This window comes from Pseudomonas paracarnis (assembly GCF_904063055.1).
Taxonomy (GTDB): Bacteria; Pseudomonadota; Gammaproteobacteria; order Pseudomonadales; family Pseudomonadaceae; genus Aquipseudomonas; species Aquipseudomonas paracarnis.
Window position 1 is genome coordinate 753,978 of the sequence record NZ_CAJFCN010000001.1, and the last position, 21,805, is coordinate 775,782.

Consider the following 21,805-nt stretch of genomic DNA (forward strand, 5'->3'; position numbering starts at 1 on the left):
GTAATGTTGAAGATTAATGGCGAGCGCCTGTGGCATAGCCTGATGGACATGGCCGAGATCGGCGCGACGGCACGCGGTGGCAGCTGCCGTCTGGCATTGAGCGCTGAAGACAAGGCCGGTCGTGAGCTGTTCAGTCACTGGTGTACAGCCGCTGGCCTGACGTTGAGCGTGGACGCTATTGGCAACCTGTTCGCCCGCCGCGGCGGCACCGATAAGGACGCAGCCCCTGTGATGATGGGCAGCCACCTGGATACCCAGCCCGAAGGTGGACGCTTCGATGGGGTGTACGGCGTGTTGGCTGGCCTGGAAGTGATCCGCAGTCTCGACGACCACGGCATCCAGACGCGCAAGCCGTTGGAAATTGCAGTGTGGACCAACGAGGAGGGCGCCCGTTTCACGCCAGCGATGCTGGGCTCGGCGGTGTTCACCGGCACGCTCGCCCTGGATAAGGCACTGGCAACCGCCGATGTAGACGGTATCAGCGTGAACGAGGCGTTGCGCACCACCGGCTACAACGGTGAGCGCCCGTTGGGTGGCGCAGTGGATGCGTATTTCGAAGCGCATATCGAGCAAGGCCCGATTCTGGAAGACAACGCCAACAGCATCGGCGTAGTCACCGGTGGTCAAGCGATTCGCTGGCTCGATGTACGGGTCGAAGGCATGGCCGCGCACGCCGGGACCACGCCGATGCCATTGCGTAAAGATGCGCTGTACGGCGCGGCGAAAATGATCCAGGCCCTGGAAAACCTCGCTGCCGATTTTGCCCCGCAGGGCCTCACCACTGTGGGTGAACTGAGCATCGCCAAGTCGTCGCGCAACACTATTCCCGGCTTGCTCAATTTTACCGTCGACCTGCGCCATCACCGCGACGCCGACATCGACGCCATGGAGCAGCAAGTGCGTGCACGCCTGCAGGCTATCGCTGACCACCGTGGCCTGAGCGTCACCATCACGCCTCACTGGATCAGCCCGGCCACGCCGTTCGACGCCGAATGCGTGGCTTGCGTGCAGGCTGCGGTGGACGGCTTGGGCTACAGCCAGCAGACCATCGTCAGCGGTGCCGGCCACGATGCGATTCACCTGGCGCGCTATTGTCCCACCGCCATGATCTTCATCCCCTGCGTTGGCGGCCTCAGCCACAACGAAGCCGAAGATGTCTTGCCCGACGATGTGCGCCAGGGCACCGATGTCTTGCTCAACGCCGTCTTGAAACGCGCCGGGCGCGTTCATGTCTGAAGGCTGACGCCATGCCCATAGGCAAGTCAGCTCCCACAGGTTTTGTGTTTATTCAGGAGCAACTCATGAAGGCGTTTTTCCACCCCGAACAACTCCTGCATCACCCACGTAGTTACTACTCCCGCGGCCAGATGCGCACGCCCCAGGAGGTTCCCGAGCGCGCGCGCAACCTGTTGCTGGCTGCGCAAACCCTGGGCTTCGATATCCAGCAACCGGCCGACTACGGTCTGGATCCGTTGCTCGCCGTGCACGGCGGCGACTACCTGGCTTTTCTTCAAGAAGCTCACCAGCGCTGGAAAGAAATCCCCGAAGACTGGGGCGACGAAGTCATGTCCAACATCTTCGTGCGTGAACCCAATGCCTTGCGCGGCATCCTGGCCCAGGCGGCACGCTACCTGGCCGATGGCAGTTGCCCCATCGGTGAGTTGACCTGGCGCTCGGCTTATTGGTCAGCCCAAAGCGCCATCGCCGCAGCGGGAGACATCCTCGATGGCGCCCCTGCCGCCTACGCCTTGTGCCGGCCCCCGGGCCATCACGCCCGCTTCGACGCGGCCGGTGGCTTCTGTTACATCAACAATGCGGCCGTGGCTGCGCAAGCACTGCGCCAAGGTTTCCAGCGTGTCGCCGTGCTCGATGCCGATATGCATCACGGCCAAGGCATCCAGGAAATTTTCTACGACCGCGACGACGTGCTGTATGTGTCGATCCACGGCGACCCGACCAACTTCTATCCTGGCGTGGCAGGCTTTGCCGAGGAAAAAGGCGGTGGCGCCGGCGAGGGGTATAACCTCAACCTGCCGATGCCCCATGGTGCCAGCGAAGCGGTGTTCTTCGAAAAGCTGGAGCAGGCCCTGGCAGCGGTGAAGGACTTTTCGGCGGATGTGCTGGTGTTGTCACTGGGCTTCGATATCTACGAGCTGGACCCACAAAGCAAAGTCGCGGTGACGCGGGAAGGCTTTGCGCGGTTGGGAGCCCGCATCCGCGCGCTGGGGTTACCCTGCGTGATCGTGCAGGAAGGCGGGTATCACTTGGAAACGTTGGACAGTAATGCCCAGGCGTTTTTCGGTGCACCAACGGCGTGGAACGCGCTATCAGGCCCTTCACTAAAGGGTGATTGAACGCTAAAAGCCTGCTGATCAGTTTTCAGCAGGCTTTTCAGCCCTTGTCGGGTGTTCGTTCTCATCTGCATGCAACAACGCCGTGTAGTCTTGCCCGCCGTAAAACACCCCCACTATCGATACCGTTTTGAAGTCAGGCTTCACCCTGAACGCAATAATGGTGCTGCGACGATAGTGAGTGATGCGCAAGTCTTTCAGCAGGTTGTCACGGTGCATGCCGCGCAAGGGAAACAGGGCAAGGCTTTCGCAGTAGCTGACAAGATTGTCGATAAAACGCACCGCTACAAGAGGGGAGCCCACATCGCTGATGTAGTCTTCGAGGGCATCGAGCTGCGCCAAGACCTCGGGCGAAAAAACTACCGAGTAGCTCACGCTTGCCCTGTGCCTTTGCCCCGTCGTCTGGCGGCCATATGTTCGCGGACCTGTTCTGGCGATAACCCAAGCTCAGGCTTCGCCTCAAGGGCGGTCGCTGCTGGGATGACTTCGTCTCTGAGCCAATCTTCCATGGCACGATCACGCGCCAGCAACGCCCGCAGGCCATCGCGAATCACTTCACTTTCGCTGGCATATTCGCCAGCAGCCACCTTGGCTTTGACCATGGCAGCCATTTCAAGGGGCAAGGTGATGCTCATTTGCTGGGTTGAGCGCATGGGGTTATCCGCCAGGGTTGAGTAGGATTCAATCCTACTCGACCATTGGCGCGATGCAAGAAGCAACTGATCGATGCCGATGCCCGGCGACTCGTCGTCCATCCAGAAGGGGTAGGTTTCCATGAGTTGCTACGTCTCCAGTTGTGTAGGTCAGGCCCCAAGTATTGACCCGTTTTGGCGATCGCGTGGCCGCAGGCGGCCGATAACTTGCTGATATGTATGACTTCATATGTGTAACAGGATGATCTCGGCAAACCGTCTCGGCATACATGGCGTCCCACCGGCTCCCATACGATAATGCTTGTCACCTCGACCACCTTGGCCAGCCTCCCGTGATCATCAACTTCGACCTCAACGACCTCCAAGCCTTCCGCGCCGTGGTGGACAAGGGCAGTTTTCGTGGCGCTGCCGAGGCCATCCGTATCTCGCAACCGGCCCTCAGCCGGCGTATCGAAAAGCTCGAATCCGCGCTGGATGTAAAGCTGTTCGAACGCACCACGCGGCGGGTCAGCCTGACCATGGTCGGGCGTGCGTTTTTGCCCCAGGTGGAGCGAATGCTCGATGATCTGGACATCGCCTTGATGGGCATCAGCAACGTCGCGTCCACCCGCATGGGCAACGTCACCATCGCCTGCGTGCCGTCTACCGCGTACTACTTCATGCCCCACGTGATCTCCGAATTCCATAAGCTGTACCCGAAGATTCGCCTGCGGGTGTTGGATGCCAGTGCCGGCGAGGTGTGCAATGCGGTGGCCAGCGGCGAGGCGGACTTTGGTGTGAGTTTCAGCGGCAGCCTGGCCGATGAGGTGGAATTCGAGTTGCTGTTGCAGGAGCGCTATGTGTTGGCGTGTCGGCGTGACCACCCGTTGGCTGAGCGTGACAGCGTGAGCTGGACCGAGGCCTATGAGCATGACTACATCGAGGTGGACAAGACGTCAGGCAACCGCTTCCTGCTCGACCAGGCCCTGCGTGGGGTGCGGGTGAAAAAGCCGAGTATCTGCGAGACGCACCACGTGACCACCATGATCGGGCTGGTGGAGGCGGGGCTGGGCGTAGCGATGGTGCCGTCGATTGCGATGCCGGCGCACACTCACCCGATTCTGGTCAGTGTGCCGCTGGTGGAGCCCCAGGTGCTGCGCAATGTGGGCTTGATCAAGCGCCGCGGGCGGACATTGCCACCGGCGGCGCTGGAGTTGGAGCGACTGGTGCGGGAGATGCCGTTCCGGTCAGCGTGACACCGAGTCCAGGCCGGTGGATTGCACCTCCTGCTGGGCCTCGGGCGATGCCATGAACTGCAACAGTGCCTTGGCCTGCTCAGGGTGTTTGGCGTTTACCGGAATGCCCGCGGCAAAGCGCGTCACCGACTGCACGTCTTCCGGGATCTTGCCCACAAACGTTACGCCCTTGACTGGCAACAACTCCGCCACTTGTTGCAAGCCGACCTCGTAATCACCCTTGGCCACCTGTTCGCCCACCGGCACGCGTTGGATCATGGTGCCCTTGGCCGGCATGCCGAGCTTCTTGAACAATTCCTTCTCGACATAAACGCCGCTGGCGCTATCCGAATAGGCCACCGATTTGGCTTTGCTCAGCACGGCCTTCAACTCGGCGTCTGTATTGATCACAGGTTTGGCCGCACCTTCCTTCACCACCAGGCCAATCCGCGAGTCGGCCAGCTCCACGCGGGACGCGGGATCGACTTTGCCTTGTTTGATCAACTCATCCAGGGCATAGCCGACCATGATCACCACATCGGCCTGTTCGCCACGGGCCAGGCGGTTGGGAATCGCTTCCGGCGCCTTGCCCATGGACGGGCCAAGAATGGTCTCGAGGGTGTCACCGCTTTGCTCGGCGTATTGCGGGCCGAGCAATTTATACGCGGCGGTGAAGCCGCCCGAGGTCATGACCTTGAGTTGTTCGGCCTGGGCTGATAGCGCCAGGGTGCCGAGGACGACAGCAGCGAGGGTCTTGAACAGCGGCTTCATTGCGCAGCCTCCTGCATGACTTGGCCGCGGGTATTGGCGCGGCGATACAACGCCAGGGTCGAACACAATGCACACAGCGCGGCGAAGATCATCCAATACGCAGGTGAAGCCTTGTCTTCGGTGATGTGAATGAACCAGGTGGAGATCGCTGGCGTGAAGCCACCGAACACTGCTGTCGCCAGGCTGTAGGCCAGGGAGAAACCCGCCACACGCACTTCCACCGGCATGATTTCAGTCAACGCCGGGATCATCGCGCCGTTATACATGCCATACAGGAACGAGAACCACAGCAGGGTTTCCAGCATGTGCGCAAAGCTTGGTGCGTTGACCACGTAGGACAATGCCGGATAAGCCGTAAGGACAGTCAGCACTGTCATGGCAATCAGCACCGGTTTGCGGCCGAAGCGGTCGCTTAACGTGCCGCCGATTGGCAGCCAGAAGAAGTTCGAAATCGCGACCAGCAAGGTCACCAGCAGGGCGTCCGAGGTGCTCAGGTGCAACACGGTTTTGCCGAAGGTCGGTGCGTACACAGTGATCAGGTAGAACGCGGTGGTGGTCATGGCCACCATCAGCATGCCGCCGATGACCACGGTCCAGTTCTTCACCAGGGTCGCCATCACTTCACGCATGGTCGGGCGATGCTTGCGGTTGGCGAACTCTTCGGTTTCCTGCAGGTTGCGACGCAACACGAAGATAAACGGAATGATCACGCAACCGACGGCAAACGGAATACGCCAGCCCCAATCGGCCACCACCGCAGGTTCCATCCACACGTTCAGGCCATAACCCAGGGCCGCGGCGACGACGATGGAGATCTGTTGGCTGCCCGACTGCCAGCTGGTGTAGAAGCCTTTACGGCCCGGCGTAGCCATTTCGGACAGGTACACCGACACGCCACCCAGCTCCGCGCCGGCCGAGAAGCCTTGCAGGAGGCGCCCCAACAGCACCAGAAACGGTGCCCATAGGCCGATGGTCTGATAACTGGGCACCAGTACGATCAGCAGCGTACCGCTGGCCATGATCGACAAGGTCACGATCAAGCCTTTGCGACGGCCCACGTCGTCGATGTAGGCACCCAGAATGATCGCGCCCAATGGACGCATCAGGAAGCCAGCGCCGAACACGGCGAAGGTCATCATTAATGACGCAAACTCATTAGCGGCCGGGAAGAACGCGGCAGCGATATAGGTGGCATAGAAACCGAACAGAAAGAAGTCGAACTGTTCGAGGAAGTTGCCCGAAGTAACGCGCAATACAGCGTCTACTTTGGAGGGGGCAGCCGTAGGCCGGGAAGGGGTCGTCATGGTTTTGTGTCTCCAGCGTTCTTTTTAAAGTGCTTGTTTCGCTTAAGACTTGGGATAGTGGCTGACACATTTAGAAATGATAAGTGACTAATTTGGATGAATTGATGCGTATTTGCTATCAATCTGGGCCGGCTTCAAAACAGCCTGCTGTGTTCTATGCTTGAAGCTGTATCCAATTCTTATGGGCGCAGACCTTTATGGGGAACGAACAGAAGCAGCACCACGAGCCGGAGCGTGAAGAGCATCGGCAGAAGCCTGAAGAAGAAAAGCCGCAAACCTGGAAGCATCCGGACGACGGCACCGAGCTTTCCGAGCGTGACCAGGAGCGTCCGCTCAAACCCTGAGTAACAGGTCAAACGCGGTCAAATTGTGGGAGCGGGCTTGCCCGCGATGGCGGTGTGTCAGTCAACCAATATGTGACTGACCCACTGCATCGCGGCCAGGCCCCCTCCCACATGTCTATGTGCTCACGCTCATTGGCGGGAAATCATTTGACATATTTGATTTGTGATCACATATTGAGGCCATAACAACCACAACACAGGTTTTGCCTCATGACCGATGGTCCGCTCCTCCTGCCCACCTTGCGTCAGGTGTCCCGCGATACCTTGCAAGACCAGGTCTACCGCCAGATCCGAGAAGCGCTGATGAGTGGCCGTTTCCAGCCTGGCCAGAAACTCACCATCCGTGGCCTCGCCGAAGCGCTCGGCTCCAGCCCCATGCCGGTACGTGAAGCGTTGCAACGCCTGAGCGCCGAAAACGCCTTTGAAGTCACCGAAACTTCCCGCCTGCGAGTGCGTTTGATGACCGCCGAACGCTTGCGTGAAATTCGCGACACGCGGGTAGCCCTTGAAGGCTTGCTGGCGGAAAAAGCCGTGCTGCTCCTGCAAAAACACGACCTCGACGAAATCACCGATCTGTGCAACCAGATGCAACACGCCGCCGATGAGGTCGACGTATCCCGCTACCTGTGGACCAACTTCGCCTTTCACCGTCGCATTTATGCAGTGGCCCAGGCCGAATTGACCATGGCAGCGGTGGAGAATTTCTGGCTGCACATGGGGCCGTGTTTTGCCCTGGTAGCCCCCGATAAAGCCCACCTGCAACGTTCGATGGAAGCGCATACGCGCATCGTTGAAGCCCTGGCTGCCCGCGATGGCGCCGGCGCGCGGGCAGCGGTGACCGACGACATCATGCAGGCCGCCGATTCCCTGGCGCGCTTGCTCGTCAAAAACGACCGTGCGCGGTCGTCTGTATCAGGAGGTAAACGTGCATGAGTGTCCTACAACGGCTACAGCCTTATCCTGGGTTACGTGTGTTGATTTCCGGCGGGGCTGCCGGCATTGGTGAAGTGTTGGCCGCGGCCTATATGGAAGCCGGCGCCCAAGTGCATGTGTGTGATGTGAGCGAGCCGGCGCTGGCGGCGTTTCGGGATAAATACCCTGGCAGCGTCGCGACCCGCGCCGATGTCAGCGATGCCGCGCAGGTCGAGGCGGTATTCAAGGTGCAGCGCGAGCAGTTCGGCGGTTTGGACGTGTTGGTCAACAATGCCGGAATTGCGGGGCCTACGGGAGGTATCGACACCATCAGCGACGCCGAGTGGCAAGCCACCATCAACATCAATCTCACGGCCCAATACCGCTTTGCCCACCACGCAGTACCGCTGCTCAAGGAATCGTCCCACGGCCATTTGCTGCATATCGCCTCGGTGGCGGGGCGGCTAGGCTACGCGTGGCGTACGCCCTATGCGGCGACCAAATGGGCCATTGTCGGCCTGATGAAATCCTTGGCTTCGGAGTTGGGCGAGAGCGACATCCGCGTCAACGCCTTGCTGCCCGGCATTGTCGAAGGCCCGCGCATGGACGGTGTGATCCGCGCCCGCGCTGAGCAACTCGGCGTGCCCGAAGCTCAGATGCGCCAGGAATACCTCAACAAGATCTCCCTCAAGCGCATGGTCACCGCCGAAGACGTGGCTGCCATGGCCTTGTTCCTCTGTTCGCCCGCCGCACGCAACGTGACCGGCCAGGCGATCAGTGTCGACGGTAACGTCGAGTACCTGTAAGCCACGCAAGCACATATCGCGCTGCACCCAGGATTTTTTTCATAAGAATAAAAGTCGGAGAATCGTCATGCCCAAAAATCGCCCTGTCATCATTACCTGTGCTGTTACCGGCGCCATTCATACGCCGTCGATGTCACCGCATTTGCCCATCACCGCGCAGCAAATCGCCGACGCAGCCATCGGCGCCGCCCAAGCTGGCGCGGCCATTGTGCACTTGCATGCCCGTGACCCGATTGATGGGCGCCCTAGCCAGGACCCGGCGCTGTTCGCCGAATTTTTGCCGCAGATCAAGGCGGCCAGTGACGTGGTGATCAACATCACCACCGGCGGCGCGCCGACTATGGGCGTGGAGGAGCGCCTGCAACCGGTGATGCAGTTCAAGCCGGAATTGGCCTCGTTGAACATGGGGTCGATGAATTTCGGGCTGTACGAAATGCTTAACCGCTTTACCGAGTTCCAGCACGATTGGGAACGCCCGTATCTGGAAGAGAGCGACGACCGGATCTTTCGCAACACCTTCCGCGACATTGCCCACATCCTTAATGCCTGTGCCGATAACCGCACCCGCTTTGAAATCGAGTGCTACGACATCGGCCACCTCTACACCGCCGCGCATTTCCTGGAACGCGGCCTGCTCAAACCACCACTGTTTATCCAGTCGGTGTTTGGTCTGCGTGGCGGCATCGGTGGGCACCCGGAAGACCTGGCGCACATGCGGCGCACTGCCGACCGCCTGTTTGGCGATGACTACGTGTGGTCGATCCTCGGTGCCGGGCGTGGGCAGATCCCGCTGGCGACCATGGGCCTGTCCATGGGCAGCAACGCACGGGTGGGCCTGGAGGATTCGTTGTGGGACGGGCCGGGCAAGCTGGCGGCTTCGAATGCCGACCAGGTACGGCGCATTCGCACGGTGATCGAGGCTCTCGGCCACCGCGTCGCCACGCCCGATGAAGCGCGGGAAATCCTCGGGCTCAAGGGGCGTGACCAGGTCAATTTCTGATCCCGTTTATTTATCGACAAAAAGGCCGCGTCATGACGTGGCCGACATTCCCGCACAACAACAATAAGGGGATCACACCATGCGTATCGAAGTGCCCAAGCACGTCAAGACCGGTTCACCCCGTGAACCGCAGGCCCTCAACAGACTGATGTTTGCCAAGTTGATGCCACTGTTGATCATTGCCTACATTCTGAGCTTTCTGGATCGCACCAACATCGCCCTGGCCAAGCATCACCTGGACGTCGACCTGGGTATTTCTGCCGCCGCCTACGGGTTGGGCGCCGGACTGTTTTTCCTGACCTATGCACTGTCAGAAATCCCCAGCAACCTGATCATGCACAAGGTTGGAGCGCGGTTCTGGATCGCCCGCATCATGGTGACCTGGGGCCTGATCTCTGCGGCGATGGCGTTTGTGCAGGGCGAAACGTCGTTCTACGTATTGCGCCTGCTGCTGGGTATTGCCGAAGCCGGTTTATTTCCCGGTGTCATGCTGTACCTGACCTACTGGTTCAACCGCGAACAGCGGGCGCGCGCCACCGGGTATTTCCTGCTGGGCGTGTGCTTTGCCAACATCATCGGTGGCCCTGTGGGCGCGGCTTTGATGCGTATGGACGGTATGCTCGGCTGGCACGGCTGGCAGTGGATGTTCCTACTCGAAGGCCTGCCCGCCGTGGCGTTTGCCTGGGTGGTGTGGCGCAAGTTGCCGGACCGTCCGAGCAAGGCGCCGTGGCTGTCGGCCGAAGAAGCACGCGGTATTGAACAGCGTATCGCCCAGGAAACCGAGGAAGGTGCGGGGGCGGGCGGCCATGCGTTGAAAAACTGGCTGACGCCGCAAATCCTGCTGGCGATCTTTGTGTATTTTTGCCATCAGATCACCCTCTACACCGTGATCTTTTTCTTGCCGAGCATCATCAGCAAATACGGCGAGTTGAGCACCATGAGTGTCGGCCTGCTGACCTCGTTGCCGTGGATCGCGGCGGCACTGGGTGCGGTATTGATCCCGCGTTTTGCGACCACGCCCGGGCGTTGCCGCCGGCTGCTGGTCACTGGGTTGCTGACCATGGCATTGGGGCTGGGCATTGCGTCGGTGTCGGGGCCGGTGTTCAGCCTGTTGGGTTTTTGCCTGTCTGCAGTGATGTTTTTTGTGGTGCAGTCGATCGTGTTTCTCTACCCGGCCTCGCGCCTCAAAGGCGTGGCCTTGGCGGGAGGGCTGGGGTTTGTGAATGCGTGCGGGTTGTTGGGCGGCTTTGTCGGGCCGTCGGTGATGGGCGCCATTGAGATGAGCACGGGCAATGCCATGAACGGCTTGAAAGTCATTACCGTGGTGTTGGTGGTGGCTGCGTTGTCGGCTTTACGCCTGCGCCAGGGCCAGGAAGCGTCTCACACCAGCAACGAAGTGGGGAATCCGGAAGCCAGCACCAGGTAAACCAGCACCGCCGCCAGGCACAAGCCGACAAATGCGCGCAGCAGTGTCCTGGCGGTGGGGTGCACAATGAATTTGATGGCCCAGAGCAAAGCCCCGCTGAGCAGGACGCTTAAGGCGAAAATGACCAGCACAAGGGGGTACCTGCAACCTTCAAGACCTGATTTATAGTCCCAAACCCGTTTATTGAACAGTGCGCACATAGACGCAGCCCCGCAGCCTTCCTAAACTGCCGCTTGTCTTGGGCAAAGGGGCAGGCGCCGATGAATCGCAATGAATTACGCAAGGCCGACATCAACTTGATGGTGGTCTTCGAAGCACTGATGCTCGAGCGCAATGTGACGCGGGTGGCGGAGAAGCTGTTTCTCGGCCAACCAACCATCAGCTCGGCCCTCAACCGCCTGCGTACCCTGTTCAACGACCCACTGTTTATTCGTGTCGGCCATCGCATGGAGCCTACGGCGCGCGCCGAGGAGATCATCCAGCACCTGTCGCCAGCCCTGGACTCGCTGTCTTCGGCCCTGAGCCTGACCCATGATTTCGACCCGTCCATCAGCACCATGACTTTCCGCATCGGCCTGTCCGATGACGTGGAGTTCGGCCTGCTGCCACCCTTGCTGCGCGCCTTGCGCCAGGAGGCGCCGCAGGTGGTGTTTGTGGTGCAGCATGTGGATTACTGGCGCATTCCGGACCTGTTGGCTTCCGGCGATATTACCGTCGGCATCACCCAGACCCGCGGGCTGCCGGCCAATGCCAAGCGTAAGCTGTTGCGGCACATCCGCCCGTGCCTGCTGCGCGCCGATGCCTCGGACACACCGCTGACCCTCGACGAATATTGCGCACGGCCCCATGTGCTGGTGTCCCACACCGCCAACGTCGCCGGGTTTGCCGATGAGTGGCTGGCCGAGGTGGGCCGCAAACGCCATGTAGTGCTCTCGGTGCCGCAATACAGCTCGTTGCCGGCCTTGCTTGCCGGCACCGACATGATCGCCAGCCTGCCCGATTACACCGCCCAGGCCATGGCTGCCAGCGGGAACCTGTTCTGCGAGCCGTTCCCGTTCGAAACCCCGACTCTGGATTTGTCGATGGTGTGGCTCAGCCATGTCGACACCGACCCGGCGGAGCGCTGGATGCGCTCGCGGCTGGAGGCATTCATGAGTGATAGAGGGCTGGTGGCCAAGGCTTGAGGTGTTTTTCCGTGGTATATAGCTTGGCATCTTCCTACAAAAAACTCGGAGAAAAGCATGCCGCACCTGCACTTGGAACACACCGCCAACCTGACGCAACTGGACATCGACAAGGCCCTGTTGCGCCTTAACCATGCGTTGGTGGCCTCCGGTCAGTTCGGCGCCGAGTTCGACATCAAGAGCCGTGCGGTGGCGGTCGAGCGATTTCGGGTCGGCACTGGCCTGGGTGAGCGCGGTTTTGTCGCGGTGCGTCTGGCGTTATTGAGCGGGCGTTCACCGCAGATCAAGAAGCAGCTATCAGAAAGCCTGCTGGCGGTGCTTCAGGACCTGGGCCCGTGGCCCGAAGGTGTGCAGGTACAACTGAGTGTCGAGCTGCTGGATATTGATCGCGATTCCTACAGCAAAATCGCCATCGGCTGACTTCCACCATCGCCATCCAATTACAAAAGGCCCTGATCCGCACACACCTTCACCACTTGCTCCCGAAACCAGGTATTGGCGCTGTCCTGCCCACTGGTTTCGTTCCACTGCATATCCAGGGTGAACCCCGGCAAACCGTTAGGTGCTTCGCAAACACCGAATGCCGGCGCCGGTGCCAGTAACTTTTGCACGCGGCGGGGCAGGGTGACGATGAAGTCGGTGCCGGCAATCATCTTCAATGCCGCGCTGTAGCTGTTGGCCCGTGCAATCACCTGACGCTTGCGCGCCTGGCGCGCAAGCCAGCCGTCGATCATGTTGGTGTCGGAGGTCCAGGGTGTGGGGAATACGTGGCGCCGCTCAACGAAGGACTGCAGGCTGAACGCCTGTTCCCTCGGCGCTGAGCGTTGGTCGCACACGCAGACCAAGTCGTCCTCCAACAGCATCTGGGTCTTGAAGTCTTTGTGAGCGCGGTGAAAGTGCGGGCCGAAACAGATCACCAGGTCCAGGCGACCCTCACGCAGGTCGTCGGCGGGGATGTCGGTTTCCAGCTTCTGCACGTTGACGATCACCGGCAGGTCGGCATGGTCGAAACGCTTCAACAGGCGCGGCAGAATCAGCTGCTCGAAATATTCCGGCGCACACACATTGAAGGTCACGGCCTGTTGGGTCGGATCAAAAGCCTGGCCACCGGCATGGCACAGGTTGATGCTTTCCAGAATCTTCTGCACATGCTCGTACATGGTGGTGGCCTTGTACGTAGGACGCATGCCTGCGCGGGTGTTGATAAACAGCTCATCTTCAAAGCTGGTGCGCAGCTTCTTCAGGCTATAGCTCACGGTGGACTGGCTGACGAACAGCGTTTCAGACACCTCGGTAACGCTGCTCTGGTCGTAGACGGCGATAAACACCATCAAATCCTGCATATCGAGCTTTCTGAGCAAGTTACTGTTTAGCATCGGTTTCGTCCGTAAACCCTTTGTACCGAACTCAGTACAAGACTGAGCAAAATGTTAACGGAACGCTCGTACCAATAGAAAGCGCTGTAGGACCTTTCAATGTTTTGGGTGGGACAAAAAATGTTTTTAATACGACGTCAGCGGATATGGCGTGCGTAATGCGCCGGGTTGAAACGCATGACGATCAGCAGCATCAGCCCGCTCACTGCCATCAATGACCACCAGGCCCATTCGAAGCTGCCCAACTGGTCGCGGATCATGCCGGCGATCAGCGGCGACAGGCCGGCGATCAGATAACCGATGCCCTGCACAAACGCGGTAAGGCCACCGGCACGGCGCGGGTTGTCGAGGTGGTCCAGGGACAGGATCAGGCTCATCGGGAACAGGCCGCCAATCCCCAGGCCTAGCAGGCAGGGCCACAACAGGCTCCAATGTTGCGGGCTGAGGATTAGGCCGCAGAAACCCAGGATGATCAGCACCAGCAGCACCGCCACCACGCCGCGTTTATCCTGGCGGCGGTTGGCGATGGCCGGTGTGACCAGGCCGGAGATCACTTCCATGGCAGTCAAGAAACCCAGCAGCAAACCGGAATTTTGTTCACTCCAACCCTGCTCGACGTAGTACGGCGCCAGCCATGCCAGCACACAGGTGTAGGACGCGGTGCCGAGGCCAAAAAAGATCGCCAGCAACCAGGCGCGGCGATTGCTGAAAAAAGCCTCCTGGGGGCCCGAACCGGCGTGGGGTAAGGGCGGCAGGGCCGAACGCTGCGCATACCAGAACACCAGGGCCAACAACGCCAGCAGTGCCCAGATCGCCAGGCCGATACGCCAGCTGCCGGTCTGGGTTTGCACCAACGGCGAGAACGAAGCAGCCAGGGCCGCGCCGCCCATGATCGCGGTGACATACAGGCCCATGAATAACGAAACATTGGCGCTGAAACGCGACTTGATCAGCGCCGGCATCAACGCCTGGATCAGCGCAATGCCGACACCGGCCGCAATGGCACTCGCGATCAGCTCCAGTGCCGAATCCAGGAACAACCGCGACACAGTCGCCAGCCCAATCACCAGCAACGACACCACAATGCTGCGATGCTCGCCCACGCGCTTGGCCAGGCCCATGCCAAAGAACATCGCCAGGCCCATGGCCATGACTGGCAACATGGTCAGTAAGGCGGCGGTGCTGAAACTTAGCGGCACATCCGCACGAATCGACGCCAATAACGGCCCCACGGCCGCCATCGACGGACGCAAATTGAGGGCGACGAGCACCACGCTGATCATCAGCCATAGTGCGCAGGTGGATTTTGCCTGAACGTTTTCCATGGGCCTGCCTTGAATGCACAAGGGCGAATCAGGCCATGGAGTGTGTAGCGGGGCAAATCAGAAAGTCGCAGGGGCTATTGAAAAAATGCGGATGCGAAGTGGTGAGGTAAAAGCGCATTGGGCGTCGGCTGTCAGGCCGTCACGGGAGCAAGCTCCCTCGCCACAGGCCCAACTTAGCGGGATTACAGACTCGGCAACTCCCACCGCGCCTGGTCGATTTCAAGCAATGTGGGCCCCTGGCGATCAGCGGCGGCACGTAAAGCCGTGCGCAACCCTTCAATGCCATGGACGCTTTGTGCCGCGCAGCCCAGAGCCTTGGCCACACCGATAAAGTCCGGCGTGTAGATGTCCACACCCACCGGCTCGATGTCACGGTTGACCATGTACTTCTTGATCTCTTCATAACCCTGGTTATTCCACAACAGCACGATCACCGGTGTACGGGCCTCCACCGCGCTGGCCAGTTCCGGCAGGGTGAATTGCAAACCGCCGTCGCCGATCAGGCACACCACCGGTTGGCCATCGCCGCGCCCGAGCCAGGCCCCCATGGCGGCGGGCAGGGCATAACCCAGGGTGCCGTAACCGGTAGAGGCGTTGAACCAGCAGCGTGGGTGGTCGAGGTTCAGGGTCAGGTTGCCGCTGTACACCGGTTGAGTGGAGTCGCCCACGAACACTACGCCCGGCAGTTCCTCCAGAACGGCGTTGAGAAACCGGGTTTGCACGCGCGTCGCAGCGTCCCACGTAGGTTCCAGCTCGGCCCATAAACGGGCGACGCGTGCTGTGCCCCAGTCGGTAGTGCGCGGCGTCAGCGGCTGGCGGTTGATTTCGGTGAGCAGGGCCTGGGCGGCGATGCGTGCGTCGGCCACTAGTGCCACTTGGGGCGGGTAGTTGCGTACGGTCTGGTCCGGGTCAATATCGATGCGCAACAGCGCACCGGGAATGTTGAAACCACCGGCGAAGGTGACGTCGTAGTCGGTCTCTGCCAACTCGGTGCCGATCGCCAATACCACGTCAGCCTCAGCCACCAGGGCACGGGTGGCGGGCAGTGTTTGCGTGGAGCCGATCAGCAGCGGGTGCGCGGCCGGCAACATACCCTTGGCGTTGATGGTCAGGGCCACGGGCGCGCCGAGGGCTTCTGCGAGGCGGGTCAGTTCGGCGGCTGCGTCAATGGCGCCGCCACCGGCCAGGATCAGCGGGCGCTTGGCCGCAGCCAGCCTCTGGCTCATCTGCTGCACGGCCGCCGGTGCCGCGCCAGCGCGGGTGACGCTGACAGGCGTGCTACCCAGCAACGCGTCGGCATTTTCCACCAACACATCCAGGGGGATCTCGATATGCACCGGGCGCGGCCGACCGGCCTGAAACAACGCAAACGCCCGCGCCAGCACGGCGGGCAGTTCAGCCGCCGACATCAAGGTGTGGGAGAACGCCGCCACCCCGGCCACCAGCGCGCTCTGGTTCGGCAGCTCATGCAACTTGCCGCGCCCACCGCCCAGTTGGCTGCGTGACTGCACGCTGGATATCACCAGCATCGGGATCGAGTCGGCATAGGCCTGGCCCATGGCCGTGGTGATATTGGTCATGCCGGGGCCGGTGATGATAAAGCACACGCCGGGCTTGCCAGAGGTGCGCGCATAACCGTCGGCCATGAAGCCGGCGCCCTGTTCGTGGCGCGGGGTGACATGTCGAATGCTGGAGCGCGCCAAGCCCCGGTACAGCTCCACGGTATGTACGCCGGGAATGCCGAATACGTGGTCCACGCCGTAGCGTTCCAGGAGGTGCACCAATACTTCGCCGCAGGTCGCCATACAGGTCGCTCTTGTGATGGGGTCGAAGCGCTATTGGAGCGGTTGGCCGGTGGCGGCAACAATCGATAAAAAGTCATACTCGCCATGTCCTCCCGTCATGGCTGCGCCCCGATGAAACGCCTCCCACCGTTACCTGCGTTGCACACCTTCTGGGTCACAGCCCAGTGCTGCAACTTCACCCGTGCCGCCGAACACCTGCACATTACCCAGGGCGCGGTGAGTCGACAGGTGGCCGGGTTGGAAAGCCAGTTGGGCTATGCCTTGTTTCAGCGCCAGGCGCGTGGCTTGAGCCTGACGGAGGAGGGGCGCGAATGGCTGGCATGCGCGCAACAGGTGTTTGGCTTGCTCGCTGACGCGGTGGAGCACATCGGTGACCGGCGCCGCACCTTGCAGCTCAAAGCGTCCACCTGCGTGATGCGCTGGTTGTTGCCGCGCTTGCTGCAATGGCAAAAAGAACGCCCGGATGTGCCGGTGGAGCTCACCACGACGGTGGCCTATAACGTCGACTTTCGTCGTGAGCCGTTTGACGCGGCGGTGATCTACGGGCCCATCGCCGAGCAGTCGGCCGAGGCGCGGCATCTGTTCGACGAGCGTCTCACGCCGGTCTGCGTGCCTGGGTTGCTGGGCAGTTTGCGTACGCCGCAGGATTTGCAGCATCAGGTACTGTTGCACCCGACCCGAGACGAGCGCGATTGGACGTTGTGGCTCAAGGCTGCCAATGCCTGCTTGAGCGACCCCATCCAACGGCACCACTTCGAAACCTTGGACTTGGCAATGACCGTAGCGTCCCAGGGCTCCGGGGTGGCGATGGGCGACAGTGCGTTGATTGGCGAGGATCTGAGGGCGGGGCGGTTGGCGATGCCGTTTGAACTGCGGGTGTCGACGGGGATGGGGTATTTCCTGGTGTATCCGCCGGGGAAGGAACCGTCGGTTGGGTTGGTCGCGCTGATGGATTGGTTGGTGAGTGAGGCCAGTGTGGGATGACAGCCTACGCCTATCTACCTGACTCGCCGCGATCCAACTGTGGCTGGCTTGCCTGCGATGACGGCCTGAAAGCCGACACCTATCTACCTGACACCCCGACGATCCAGATGTGGGAGCTGGCTTGCCTGCGATGAGGGCCTGAAAGCCAACGCCTATCTACCAGACACCCCACGATCCAACTGTGGGAGCGGGCTTGCTCGCGAAGGCGGACTGACAGTCAACACAGTTGGATTGTGTACATATCCATTGCTGCGGTAACGGCCGCTTAGGGTTCCGCTCTGACAGCGGGTCACTTTGGAAAAGAGCCGGAATGCCGGCCCAGCCCAAAGTAACCAAAGGGCTCTTGCCCCACCACTCGGCACCTCGCCTAGGCTCGGTGTGCCCGTAATCCGCCAGTGATTTGGGGGGCCGCCGCCACGCGCCATTCATGGCGCGGGGCGGTTAAACCGGCATCCCTGCCGGTTTACCCCCCAAATCACTGTCGAATTCCGGCCAGCGTGGTTTAATGGGGCGCCTAAGATCAAGATCAAAAGCAGATCAAAAGCAGATCAAAAGCAGATCAAGAGCGGCTCGCTTCGCATCGTGGTTAGCGTTGACGGCGTTGGGTCAGTAACCGACCGTAAAGCGCTGGCGCGAGTGCTTCGGTGTTTCCACTTCATCCAGCATGGCGATGGCGAAGTCCGCAAAACTGATCGAGCTGTTGCCGTCACTGTCCACCAGCAGATCATCCGTGCCCAGGCGGAATTTGCCGGTGCGCTCGGTGCCGTCGAACAGGGCCGATGGCGACAGGAAGGTCCAGTCCAGCTCCTTTTCCTGGCGCAGCGTTTCCAGGAATTGCGCCCCGGCACTGGCTTCAGCTTTATATTCAGCCGGGAACCCTTCGCTGTCGATCACGCGCCCGCCACCGGGCAACAACAGCGAACCTGCGCCGCCGACCACCAACAAACGTTTCACACCAGCCTTTTTCACCGGGCCGATCACGGCGCTGGCGGGAAGCGTGGCGAAGTGCGCCGCGCTGATCACCACGTCGCTGCCGCTGATGGCGTGTTGCAAGGCTTCGGCATCCAGGGCATCAACCTGTTTGACCGTAACGCCAGGACGCACAGCCAGCTTGTCGGTATTGCGGGCGATGGCGATGACGGTATGCCCGCGGCGCAGCGCTTCTTCCAGCAGTTGGCTACCGGCGCGGCCAGTGGCACCAATGATTGCGATCTTGCTCATGATGTTCTCCAACAGGGTTAAGGTTTAAAGCCAGTTACCACTTCATTTCGCCCTTGGCGACTTTGGCGCTCAGTTCCAGCGAGCTTTCGTCGGCGAGGGTGGGGTAGCGTTTTTTCATGGCCGCAATCAGGGCGGCGGAGTCCTTGGCCTTGGCGGTTTCGAGGTCGAAGGCCTTGATGTAATCGGCGGTGAAGGTGACCGAGGCCAGCGATGGCGTGCCCAGGTAATGGCCCGGCACCACGGTGTTCGGCTTCAGGTCTTCAATGCGCGTGAGGGTAGCCAGCCAGTCTTTATGGGATTGCGCGCTCTGGGTATCGGCCATCCAGACGTGGATGTTTTCAGCGACCACCACACCACCGACCACGGCCTTGATCGACGGAATCCACACAAAGCTGCGATCTGGCTGCGGGCCGTCAAGGCCAACCACTTCAAGCTGTTGCCCTTCCAGGGTCAGGCTGTGGCCTTTAAGCACTTGCGGCACAAGGGTCTTGGCCGGCTTGTCGGCGCCCATTTTCGGGCCCCAGAAGGCCAGCTTGTCGGCGACGGTGGCGTTGATATGGTCCACCACTGGCTGTGGCGCCAGCACTTTGGCGTCGGGGAAGGCGGCGGTCAGGGTGTCGAGGCCGAAGTAGTAGTCCGGGTCGCCATGGCTGATGTAGATGGTGGTCAGGTGCTTGCCGCTGGCGCGGATCTTCTGCACCAGTTGCTCGGCTTGGCCTTTGCCGAATTGCGCATCCACCAGGATCGCGTCTTTCTCGCCGCTCACCAGCACCGAGCTGACCGGGAAGATCGCGGCTTCGCCTGGGTTGTACACGTCGAGTTTCAGCTCTGCCGCTGCTGCGTGGGCAGCGAAGGCCAGGGCGGCGGTGGCCAGGGTCAAGCGTTTGAAGGTCGAGAACATCGGGCAGCTCCTGCCATCGGTAAGGGATGTACAGAGCTTAGTTGCATAAAACACGACAAAAAATGCGATGCTGGGACATAGTTTGTTTCTAAAATCGGGCAAATCATGGATCGTCTTCAAGCAATGCGCGTGTTTGTCACCGTGGTGGACCTGGGCAGCCAATCCGCCGCTGCCGACCACCTTGACCTGTCGCGCCCGGTGGTCTCGCGCTACCTGGCCGAGCTGGAAGACTGGGTGGGCGCACGCCTGCTGCACCGCACCACGCGCAAGCTCAGCCTCACCGCCGCCGGCGGAGAAACGCTGCCGCGTTGCCGGCAATTGTTGGAACTGTGCGGTGATATGCAGGCCGCCGTCAGCGAGCCCGATGATGCGCCCCGAGGCCTGTTGCGCCTGAGCGTCAGCACTTCGTTCGGCCAGGCGCAGCTGGGCGCGGCGATTGCCGAATACGTCAAGCTTTACCCCCTGGTGACGGTGGATTTGCAGATGCTTGATCGCACGGTGAACCTGGTGGACGAACGCATCGACCTGGCGATCCGCACCAGCAACGATCTGGACCCCAACCTGATCGCCCGGCGCCTGACCGTATGTCGCTCGGTGGTGTGCGCCACACCGGCTTATCTGCGCGAGCATCCGGCGCCGCAGAAGGTCGAAGACCTGGCCCGGCACAACTGCCTGACCCACTCTTACTTCGGCAAGAGTCTGTGGCATTTCGAAGAAAACGGAGAGCACGTGTCGGTGCCGGTCCACGGCAATATCACGGCCAACGAAGCCAGCACGTTAATGCGCGTGACGCTGGCCGGGGCAGGGGTGGCGATGCTGCCCAGTTATCAGGCCGGCGAGCTGATTCGCAGTGGGGAGTTGGTGCGCTTGCTGCCGCACGCCGAGCCGCGACAGATGAATATCTATGCGGTGTACGCCTCACGCAAACACATGCCTTCGGCGCTGCGTAGCCTCCTGGATTTCCTGGTGCTGCGGTTTCCCGAAGAGCCGGTTTGGGACATAGGGCTCTGAGGTGAAATAAGCGCGCTGAATGGCAGCGCATCATGGCAAGTTGCCCTGACTGACCTATGCTTTAAACAGCACCCTGTAGATCCGTTCAGAGGTCTGTGCCATGAGCATCAAAACCAGAAAGTACCTGACGATTTTCACCCTCTGCGCATTGGCGACAGCGCTGTATGGGACTGCCGCCTACCGCGTCGAGCAAACACGCATGCAGCCGGCGGCATTCGCCATCAGCTGCCATCAGGACCAATGCGTTCCCCGCACCGGCAGTTTCAGTGCGCTCAGGTAGGCTGCTCTGCCTTCAGTTGTTCACGAAACGCCTTGGGTGAAAAACCGACCCTGCGGCGAAACAGCCGTGAGAAATTGGTCGGGTCGGAAAAGCCCAGCACCTCGGACATCTCGTTGATGGTCATGCTGGTGTAGGTCAGCAGGCGCTTGGCTTCCAGCAACTGGCGGTCATGCATGATCTGCAACGCCGGTTGCCCACCCAACTCCCGACACGTCCCGTTCAAGTGTGAGACCGAGATACCCAGCTTGTGGGCCAGGTCTTCAATCTTGGGGTGTTCGCGGTAATGCTGTTCGACCAGTTGCGTAAACCGCCGAAAGTACTCACGACCCCGTGGCGCCCGTGGGTGGCGGCGCTGGATCGCCTGGCGGCTGACCCACACCAATAACACGCTGACCAGGGCGTGCAGCATCATGTCCCGTGCCGGTTGGTCATCGGCGTATTCGTCCTGCAAACGTACGAACAGGCTGTTCAAGTAATCGCTGTCCTTGCCCGCCGGGTAGCTGCCGAGTGTGTGCAGGCCATCGACGGTAGAGCCCAGTTGCGCCTGCAAGTGGCTGACCAGCGGTGCCGACAGCGTTACCACAAACCCTTCCACATCCTCGGAAAAACGAAAGCCGTGCACGCAAAGCGGTGGCAGCACTTGTAGGCTCGACTCATTGAGCGTGGTGCGCTGGCCTTCGATTTCCAGTTGTGCCTGGCCTTTGTGCACATACAGCAACTGGCACAGGTCCGCGTGCCGGTGGGGCTGGATTTCCCACTGGTATTCCCGACTGCGCCGGGAAATGGTTTCGCAGTGCAACAAATCGGGAGTCGGCCACTGCTGGCTTTCCCCGTAAAGCTTGAAGACCGGAATCGCGGTTTTGGTCATGGTTTCAATCCGATACTCAGGATAGTGGTTCGGTAATCGCCCCGATTGGCGAAAAGCACAGGTTTTGAC

The 21,805-nt window shown here is 60.7% G+C and carries 23 protein-coding genes; 13 read left to right on the top strand and 10 right to left on the bottom strand.

Annotated elements, in window-relative coordinates; translation table 11 throughout:
* Nucleotides 1-3: 3 nt before the first annotated feature.
* A complete protein-coding gene (locus JMV15_RS03470) occupies nucleotides 4-1,236 on the top strand; it encodes a Zn-dependent hydrolase (protein WP_038449430.1) in 1,233 nt (410 codons plus the stop codon).
* Nucleotides 1,237-1,301: 65 nt separating this feature from the next.
* Nucleotides 1,302-2,354 carry a histone deacetylase family protein gene (locus JMV15_RS03475; RefSeq protein WP_038449432.1) on the top strand — a complete coding sequence of 351 codons (1,053 nt, stop codon included), beginning with the start codon at nucleotides 1,302-1,304 and terminating at the stop codon, nucleotides 2,352-2,354.
* Nucleotides 2,355-2,372: 18 nt separating this feature from the next.
* Here the strand turns inward: JMV15_RS03475 and JMV15_RS03480 are convergent, their stop codons facing one another.
* On the bottom strand, nucleotides 2,373-2,726 hold the full coding sequence (locus JMV15_RS03480) for a type II toxin-antitoxin system RelE/ParE family toxin (protein ID WP_014717452.1): 354 nt from the start codon (nucleotides 2,724-2,726) through the stop codon (nucleotides 2,373-2,375).
* Entirely contained in the window at nucleotides 2,723-3,127 is a 405-nt protein-coding gene (locus tag JMV15_RS03485; RefSeq protein ID WP_014717453.1) for a ribbon-helix-helix domain-containing protein, read from the bottom strand. The genes JMV15_RS03480 and JMV15_RS03485 overlap by 4 nt, the downstream gene beginning before the upstream one ends.
* A gap of 209 nt (nucleotides 3,128-3,336) precedes the next feature.
* On the opposite strand from JMV15_RS03485, the gene JMV15_RS03490 reads away from it, so the two are divergent.
* Entirely contained in the window at nucleotides 3,337-4,239 is a 903-nt protein-coding gene (locus JMV15_RS03490) for a LysR family transcriptional regulator (RefSeq protein WP_020301045.1), read from the top strand.
* On the opposite strand, the gene JMV15_RS03495 is transcribed toward JMV15_RS03490, so the two are convergent.
* Nucleotides 4,231-4,989 carry a substrate-binding domain-containing protein gene (locus JMV15_RS03495; RefSeq protein WP_038449435.1) on the bottom strand — a complete coding sequence of 253 codons (759 nt, stop codon included), beginning with the start codon at nucleotides 4,987-4,989 and terminating at the stop codon, nucleotides 4,231-4,233. The genes JMV15_RS03490 and JMV15_RS03495 overlap by 9 nt on opposite strands.
* A complete protein-coding gene (tcuC, locus tag JMV15_RS03500) occupies nucleotides 4,986-6,293 on the bottom strand; it encodes an MFS transporter (RefSeq protein WP_201491272.1) in 1,308 nt (435 codons plus the stop codon). Before tcuC ends, JMV15_RS03495 begins: the two co-directional genes overlap by 4 nt.
* 197 nt (nucleotides 6,294-6,490) lie before the next feature.
* Between tcuC and JMV15_RS03505 the strand changes: the two genes are divergently transcribed.
* The 7 genes from JMV15_RS03505 (at nucleotide 6,491) to JMV15_RS03535 (ending at nucleotide 12,385) form a co-directional block, all read left to right on the top strand.
* Nucleotides 6,491-6,637: a hypothetical protein gene (locus JMV15_RS03505; RefSeq protein WP_014717457.1), complete on the top strand. Its 147-nt coding sequence runs from the start codon at nucleotides 6,491-6,493 to the stop codon at nucleotides 6,635-6,637.
* A gap of 210 nt (nucleotides 6,638-6,847) precedes the next feature.
* A complete protein-coding gene (locus tag JMV15_RS03510; protein WP_014717458.1) occupies nucleotides 6,848-7,570 on the top strand; it encodes a GntR family transcriptional regulator in 723 nt (240 codons plus the stop codon).
* Entirely contained in the window at nucleotides 7,567-8,355 is a 789-nt protein-coding gene (locus tag JMV15_RS03515; RefSeq protein ID WP_014717459.1) for an SDR family oxidoreductase, read from the top strand. Before JMV15_RS03510 ends, JMV15_RS03515 begins: the two co-directional genes overlap by 4 nt.
* 67 nt (nucleotides 8,356-8,422) lie before the next feature.
* Nucleotides 8,423-9,355 (top strand): BKACE family enzyme, encoded by a 933-nt coding sequence (locus JMV15_RS03520; RefSeq protein ID WP_019818448.1) that lies wholly within the window; start codon nucleotides 8,423-8,425, stop codon nucleotides 9,353-9,355.
* Between the two features lie 79 nt (nucleotides 9,356-9,434).
* Nucleotides 9,435-10,781 (top strand): MFS transporter, encoded by a 1,347-nt coding sequence (locus tag JMV15_RS03525; RefSeq protein WP_019818444.1) that lies wholly within the window; start codon nucleotides 9,435-9,437, stop codon nucleotides 10,779-10,781.
* A gap of 260 nt (nucleotides 10,782-11,041) precedes the next feature.
* Entirely contained in the window at nucleotides 11,042-11,965 is a 924-nt protein-coding gene (locus tag JMV15_RS03530; protein ID WP_014717462.1) for a LysR substrate-binding domain-containing protein, read from the top strand.
* 57 nt (nucleotides 11,966-12,022) lie between these two features.
* Complete coding sequence (locus JMV15_RS03535; RefSeq protein WP_014717463.1) at nucleotides 12,023-12,385, top strand: 5-carboxymethyl-2-hydroxymuconate Delta-isomerase; 363 nt, start codon at nucleotides 12,023-12,025, stop codon at nucleotides 12,383-12,385.
* A gap of 20 nt (nucleotides 12,386-12,405) precedes the next feature.
* Here the strand turns inward: JMV15_RS03535 and JMV15_RS03540 are convergent, their stop codons facing one another.
* From JMV15_RS03540 to JMV15_RS03550, 3 genes are all read right to left on the bottom strand, one after another.
* The gene (locus tag JMV15_RS03540) at nucleotides 12,406-13,341 is read right to left on the bottom strand and encodes a LysR family transcriptional regulator (RefSeq protein WP_014717464.1); all 936 of its coding nucleotides are present in this window, start codon (nucleotides 13,339-13,341) and stop codon (nucleotides 12,406-12,408) included.
* Nucleotides 13,342-13,478: 137 nt separating this feature from the next.
* A complete protein-coding gene (locus JMV15_RS03545) occupies nucleotides 13,479-14,666 on the bottom strand; it encodes a cyanate transporter (RefSeq protein ID WP_038449441.1) in 1,188 nt (395 codons plus the stop codon).
* A gap of 182 nt (nucleotides 14,667-14,848) precedes the next feature.
* Nucleotides 14,849-16,471, bottom strand: a complete 1,623-nt coding sequence (locus tag JMV15_RS03550) for a 5-guanidino-2-oxopentanoate decarboxylase (RefSeq protein WP_020301048.1) — start codon at nucleotides 16,469-16,471, stop codon at nucleotides 14,849-14,851.
* 111 nt (nucleotides 16,472-16,582) lie between these two features.
* Between JMV15_RS03550 and JMV15_RS03555 the strand changes: the two genes are divergently transcribed.
* The gene (locus tag JMV15_RS03555; RefSeq protein WP_020301049.1) at nucleotides 16,583-17,455 is read left to right on the top strand and encodes a LysR substrate-binding domain-containing protein; all 873 of its coding nucleotides are present in this window, start codon (nucleotides 16,583-16,585) and stop codon (nucleotides 17,453-17,455) included.
* A 606-nt stretch (nucleotides 17,456-18,061) separates the two neighbouring features.
* Here the strand turns inward: JMV15_RS03555 and JMV15_RS03560 are convergent.
* Entirely contained in the window at nucleotides 18,062-18,676 is a 615-nt protein-coding gene (locus tag JMV15_RS03560) for an NAD(P)-dependent oxidoreductase (protein ID WP_014717468.1), read from the bottom strand.
* A 34-nt stretch (nucleotides 18,677-18,710) separates the two neighbouring features.
* On the bottom strand, nucleotides 18,711-19,577 hold the full coding sequence (locus JMV15_RS03565; protein ID WP_019818268.1) for an MBL fold metallo-hydrolase: 867 nt from the start codon (nucleotides 19,575-19,577) through the stop codon (nucleotides 18,711-18,713).
* 105 nt (nucleotides 19,578-19,682) lie between these two features.
* Between JMV15_RS03565 and JMV15_RS03570 the strand changes: the two genes are divergently transcribed.
* Both JMV15_RS03570 and JMV15_RS03575 read left to right on the top strand, forming a co-directional pair.
* The gene (locus JMV15_RS03570) at nucleotides 19,683-20,588 is read left to right on the top strand and encodes a LysR family transcriptional regulator (RefSeq protein ID WP_014717470.1); all 906 of its coding nucleotides are present in this window, start codon (nucleotides 19,683-19,685) and stop codon (nucleotides 20,586-20,588) included.
* A gap of 100 nt (nucleotides 20,589-20,688) precedes the next feature.
* Entirely contained in the window at nucleotides 20,689-20,868 is a 180-nt protein-coding gene (locus tag JMV15_RS03575) for a hypothetical protein (RefSeq protein ID WP_003189580.1), read from the top strand.
* On the opposite strand, the gene JMV15_RS03580 is transcribed toward JMV15_RS03575, so the two are convergent.
* Complete coding sequence (locus tag JMV15_RS03580) at nucleotides 20,861-21,736, bottom strand: helix-turn-helix domain-containing protein (protein ID WP_014717471.1); 876 nt, start codon at nucleotides 21,734-21,736, stop codon at nucleotides 20,861-20,863. The two genes, JMV15_RS03575 and JMV15_RS03580, sit on opposite strands and share 8 nt — an antisense overlap.
* Nucleotides 21,737-21,805 lie beyond the last annotated feature (69 nt).

Excerpts from the sequence above, each read along its gene's own strand:
- JMV15_RS03530 (WP_014717462.1), top strand. The coding sequence starts at position 11,042 with ATGAATCGCAATGAATTACGCAAGGCCGACATCAACTTGATGGTGGTC.
- JMV15_RS03550 (WP_020301048.1), bottom strand. The coding sequence starts at position 16,471 with ATGGCGACCTGCGGCGAAGTATTGGTGCACCTCCTGGAACGCTACGGC.
- JMV15_RS03540 (WP_014717464.1), bottom strand. The coding sequence starts at position 13,341 with ATGCTAAACAGTAACTTGCTCAGAAAGCTCGATATGCAGGATTTGATG.
- JMV15_RS03475 (WP_038449432.1), top strand. The coding sequence starts at position 1,302 with ATGAAGGCGTTTTTCCACCCCGAACAACTCCTGCATCACCCACGTAGT.
- JMV15_RS03515 (WP_014717459.1), top strand. The coding sequence starts at position 7,567 with ATGAGTGTCCTACAACGGCTACAGCCTTATCCTGGGTTACGTGTGTTG.
- tcuC (WP_201491272.1), bottom strand. The coding sequence starts at position 6,293 with ATGACGACCCCTTCCCGGCCTACGGCTGCCCCCTCCAAAGTAGACGCT.
- JMV15_RS03470 (WP_038449430.1), top strand. The coding sequence starts at position 4 with ATGTTGAAGATTAATGGCGAGCGCCTGTGGCATAGCCTGATGGACATG.
- JMV15_RS03520 (WP_019818448.1), top strand. The coding sequence starts at position 8,423 with ATGCCCAAAAATCGCCCTGTCATCATTACCTGTGCTGTTACCGGCGCC.
- JMV15_RS03560 (WP_014717468.1), bottom strand. The coding sequence starts at position 18,676 with ATGAGCAAGATCGCAATCATTGGTGCCACTGGCCGCGCCGGTAGCCAA.
- JMV15_RS03575 (WP_003189580.1), top strand. The coding sequence starts at position 20,689 with ATGAGCATCAAAACCAGAAAGTACCTGACGATTTTCACCCTCTGCGCA.
- JMV15_RS03505 (WP_014717457.1), top strand. The coding sequence starts at position 6,491 with ATGGGGAACGAACAGAAGCAGCACCACGAGCCGGAGCGTGAAGAGCAT.
- JMV15_RS03485 (WP_014717453.1), bottom strand. The coding sequence starts at position 3,127 with ATGGAAACCTACCCCTTCTGGATGGACGACGAGTCGCCGGGCATCGGC.
- JMV15_RS03495 (WP_038449435.1), bottom strand. The coding sequence starts at position 4,989 with ATGAAGCCGCTGTTCAAGACCCTCGCTGCTGTCGTCCTCGGCACCCTG.
- JMV15_RS03555 (WP_020301049.1), top strand. The coding sequence starts at position 16,583 with ATGAAACGCCTCCCACCGTTACCTGCGTTGCACACCTTCTGGGTCACA.
- JMV15_RS03580 (WP_014717471.1), bottom strand. The coding sequence starts at position 21,736 with ATGACCAAAACCGCGATTCCGGTCTTCAAGCTTTACGGGGAAAGCCAG.
- JMV15_RS03545 (WP_038449441.1), bottom strand. The coding sequence starts at position 14,666 with ATGGAAAACGTTCAGGCAAAATCCACCTGCGCACTATGGCTGATGATC.
- JMV15_RS03510 (WP_014717458.1), top strand. The coding sequence starts at position 6,848 with ATGACCGATGGTCCGCTCCTCCTGCCCACCTTGCGTCAGGTGTCCCGC.
- JMV15_RS03570 (WP_014717470.1), top strand. The coding sequence starts at position 19,683 with ATGGATCGTCTTCAAGCAATGCGCGTGTTTGTCACCGTGGTGGACCTG.
- JMV15_RS03565 (WP_019818268.1), bottom strand. The coding sequence starts at position 19,577 with ATGTTCTCGACCTTCAAACGCTTGACCCTGGCCACCGCCGCCCTGGCC.
- JMV15_RS03525 (WP_019818444.1), top strand. The coding sequence starts at position 9,435 with ATGCGTATCGAAGTGCCCAAGCACGTCAAGACCGGTTCACCCCGTGAA.
- JMV15_RS03535 (WP_014717463.1), top strand. The coding sequence starts at position 12,023 with ATGCCGCACCTGCACTTGGAACACACCGCCAACCTGACGCAACTGGAC.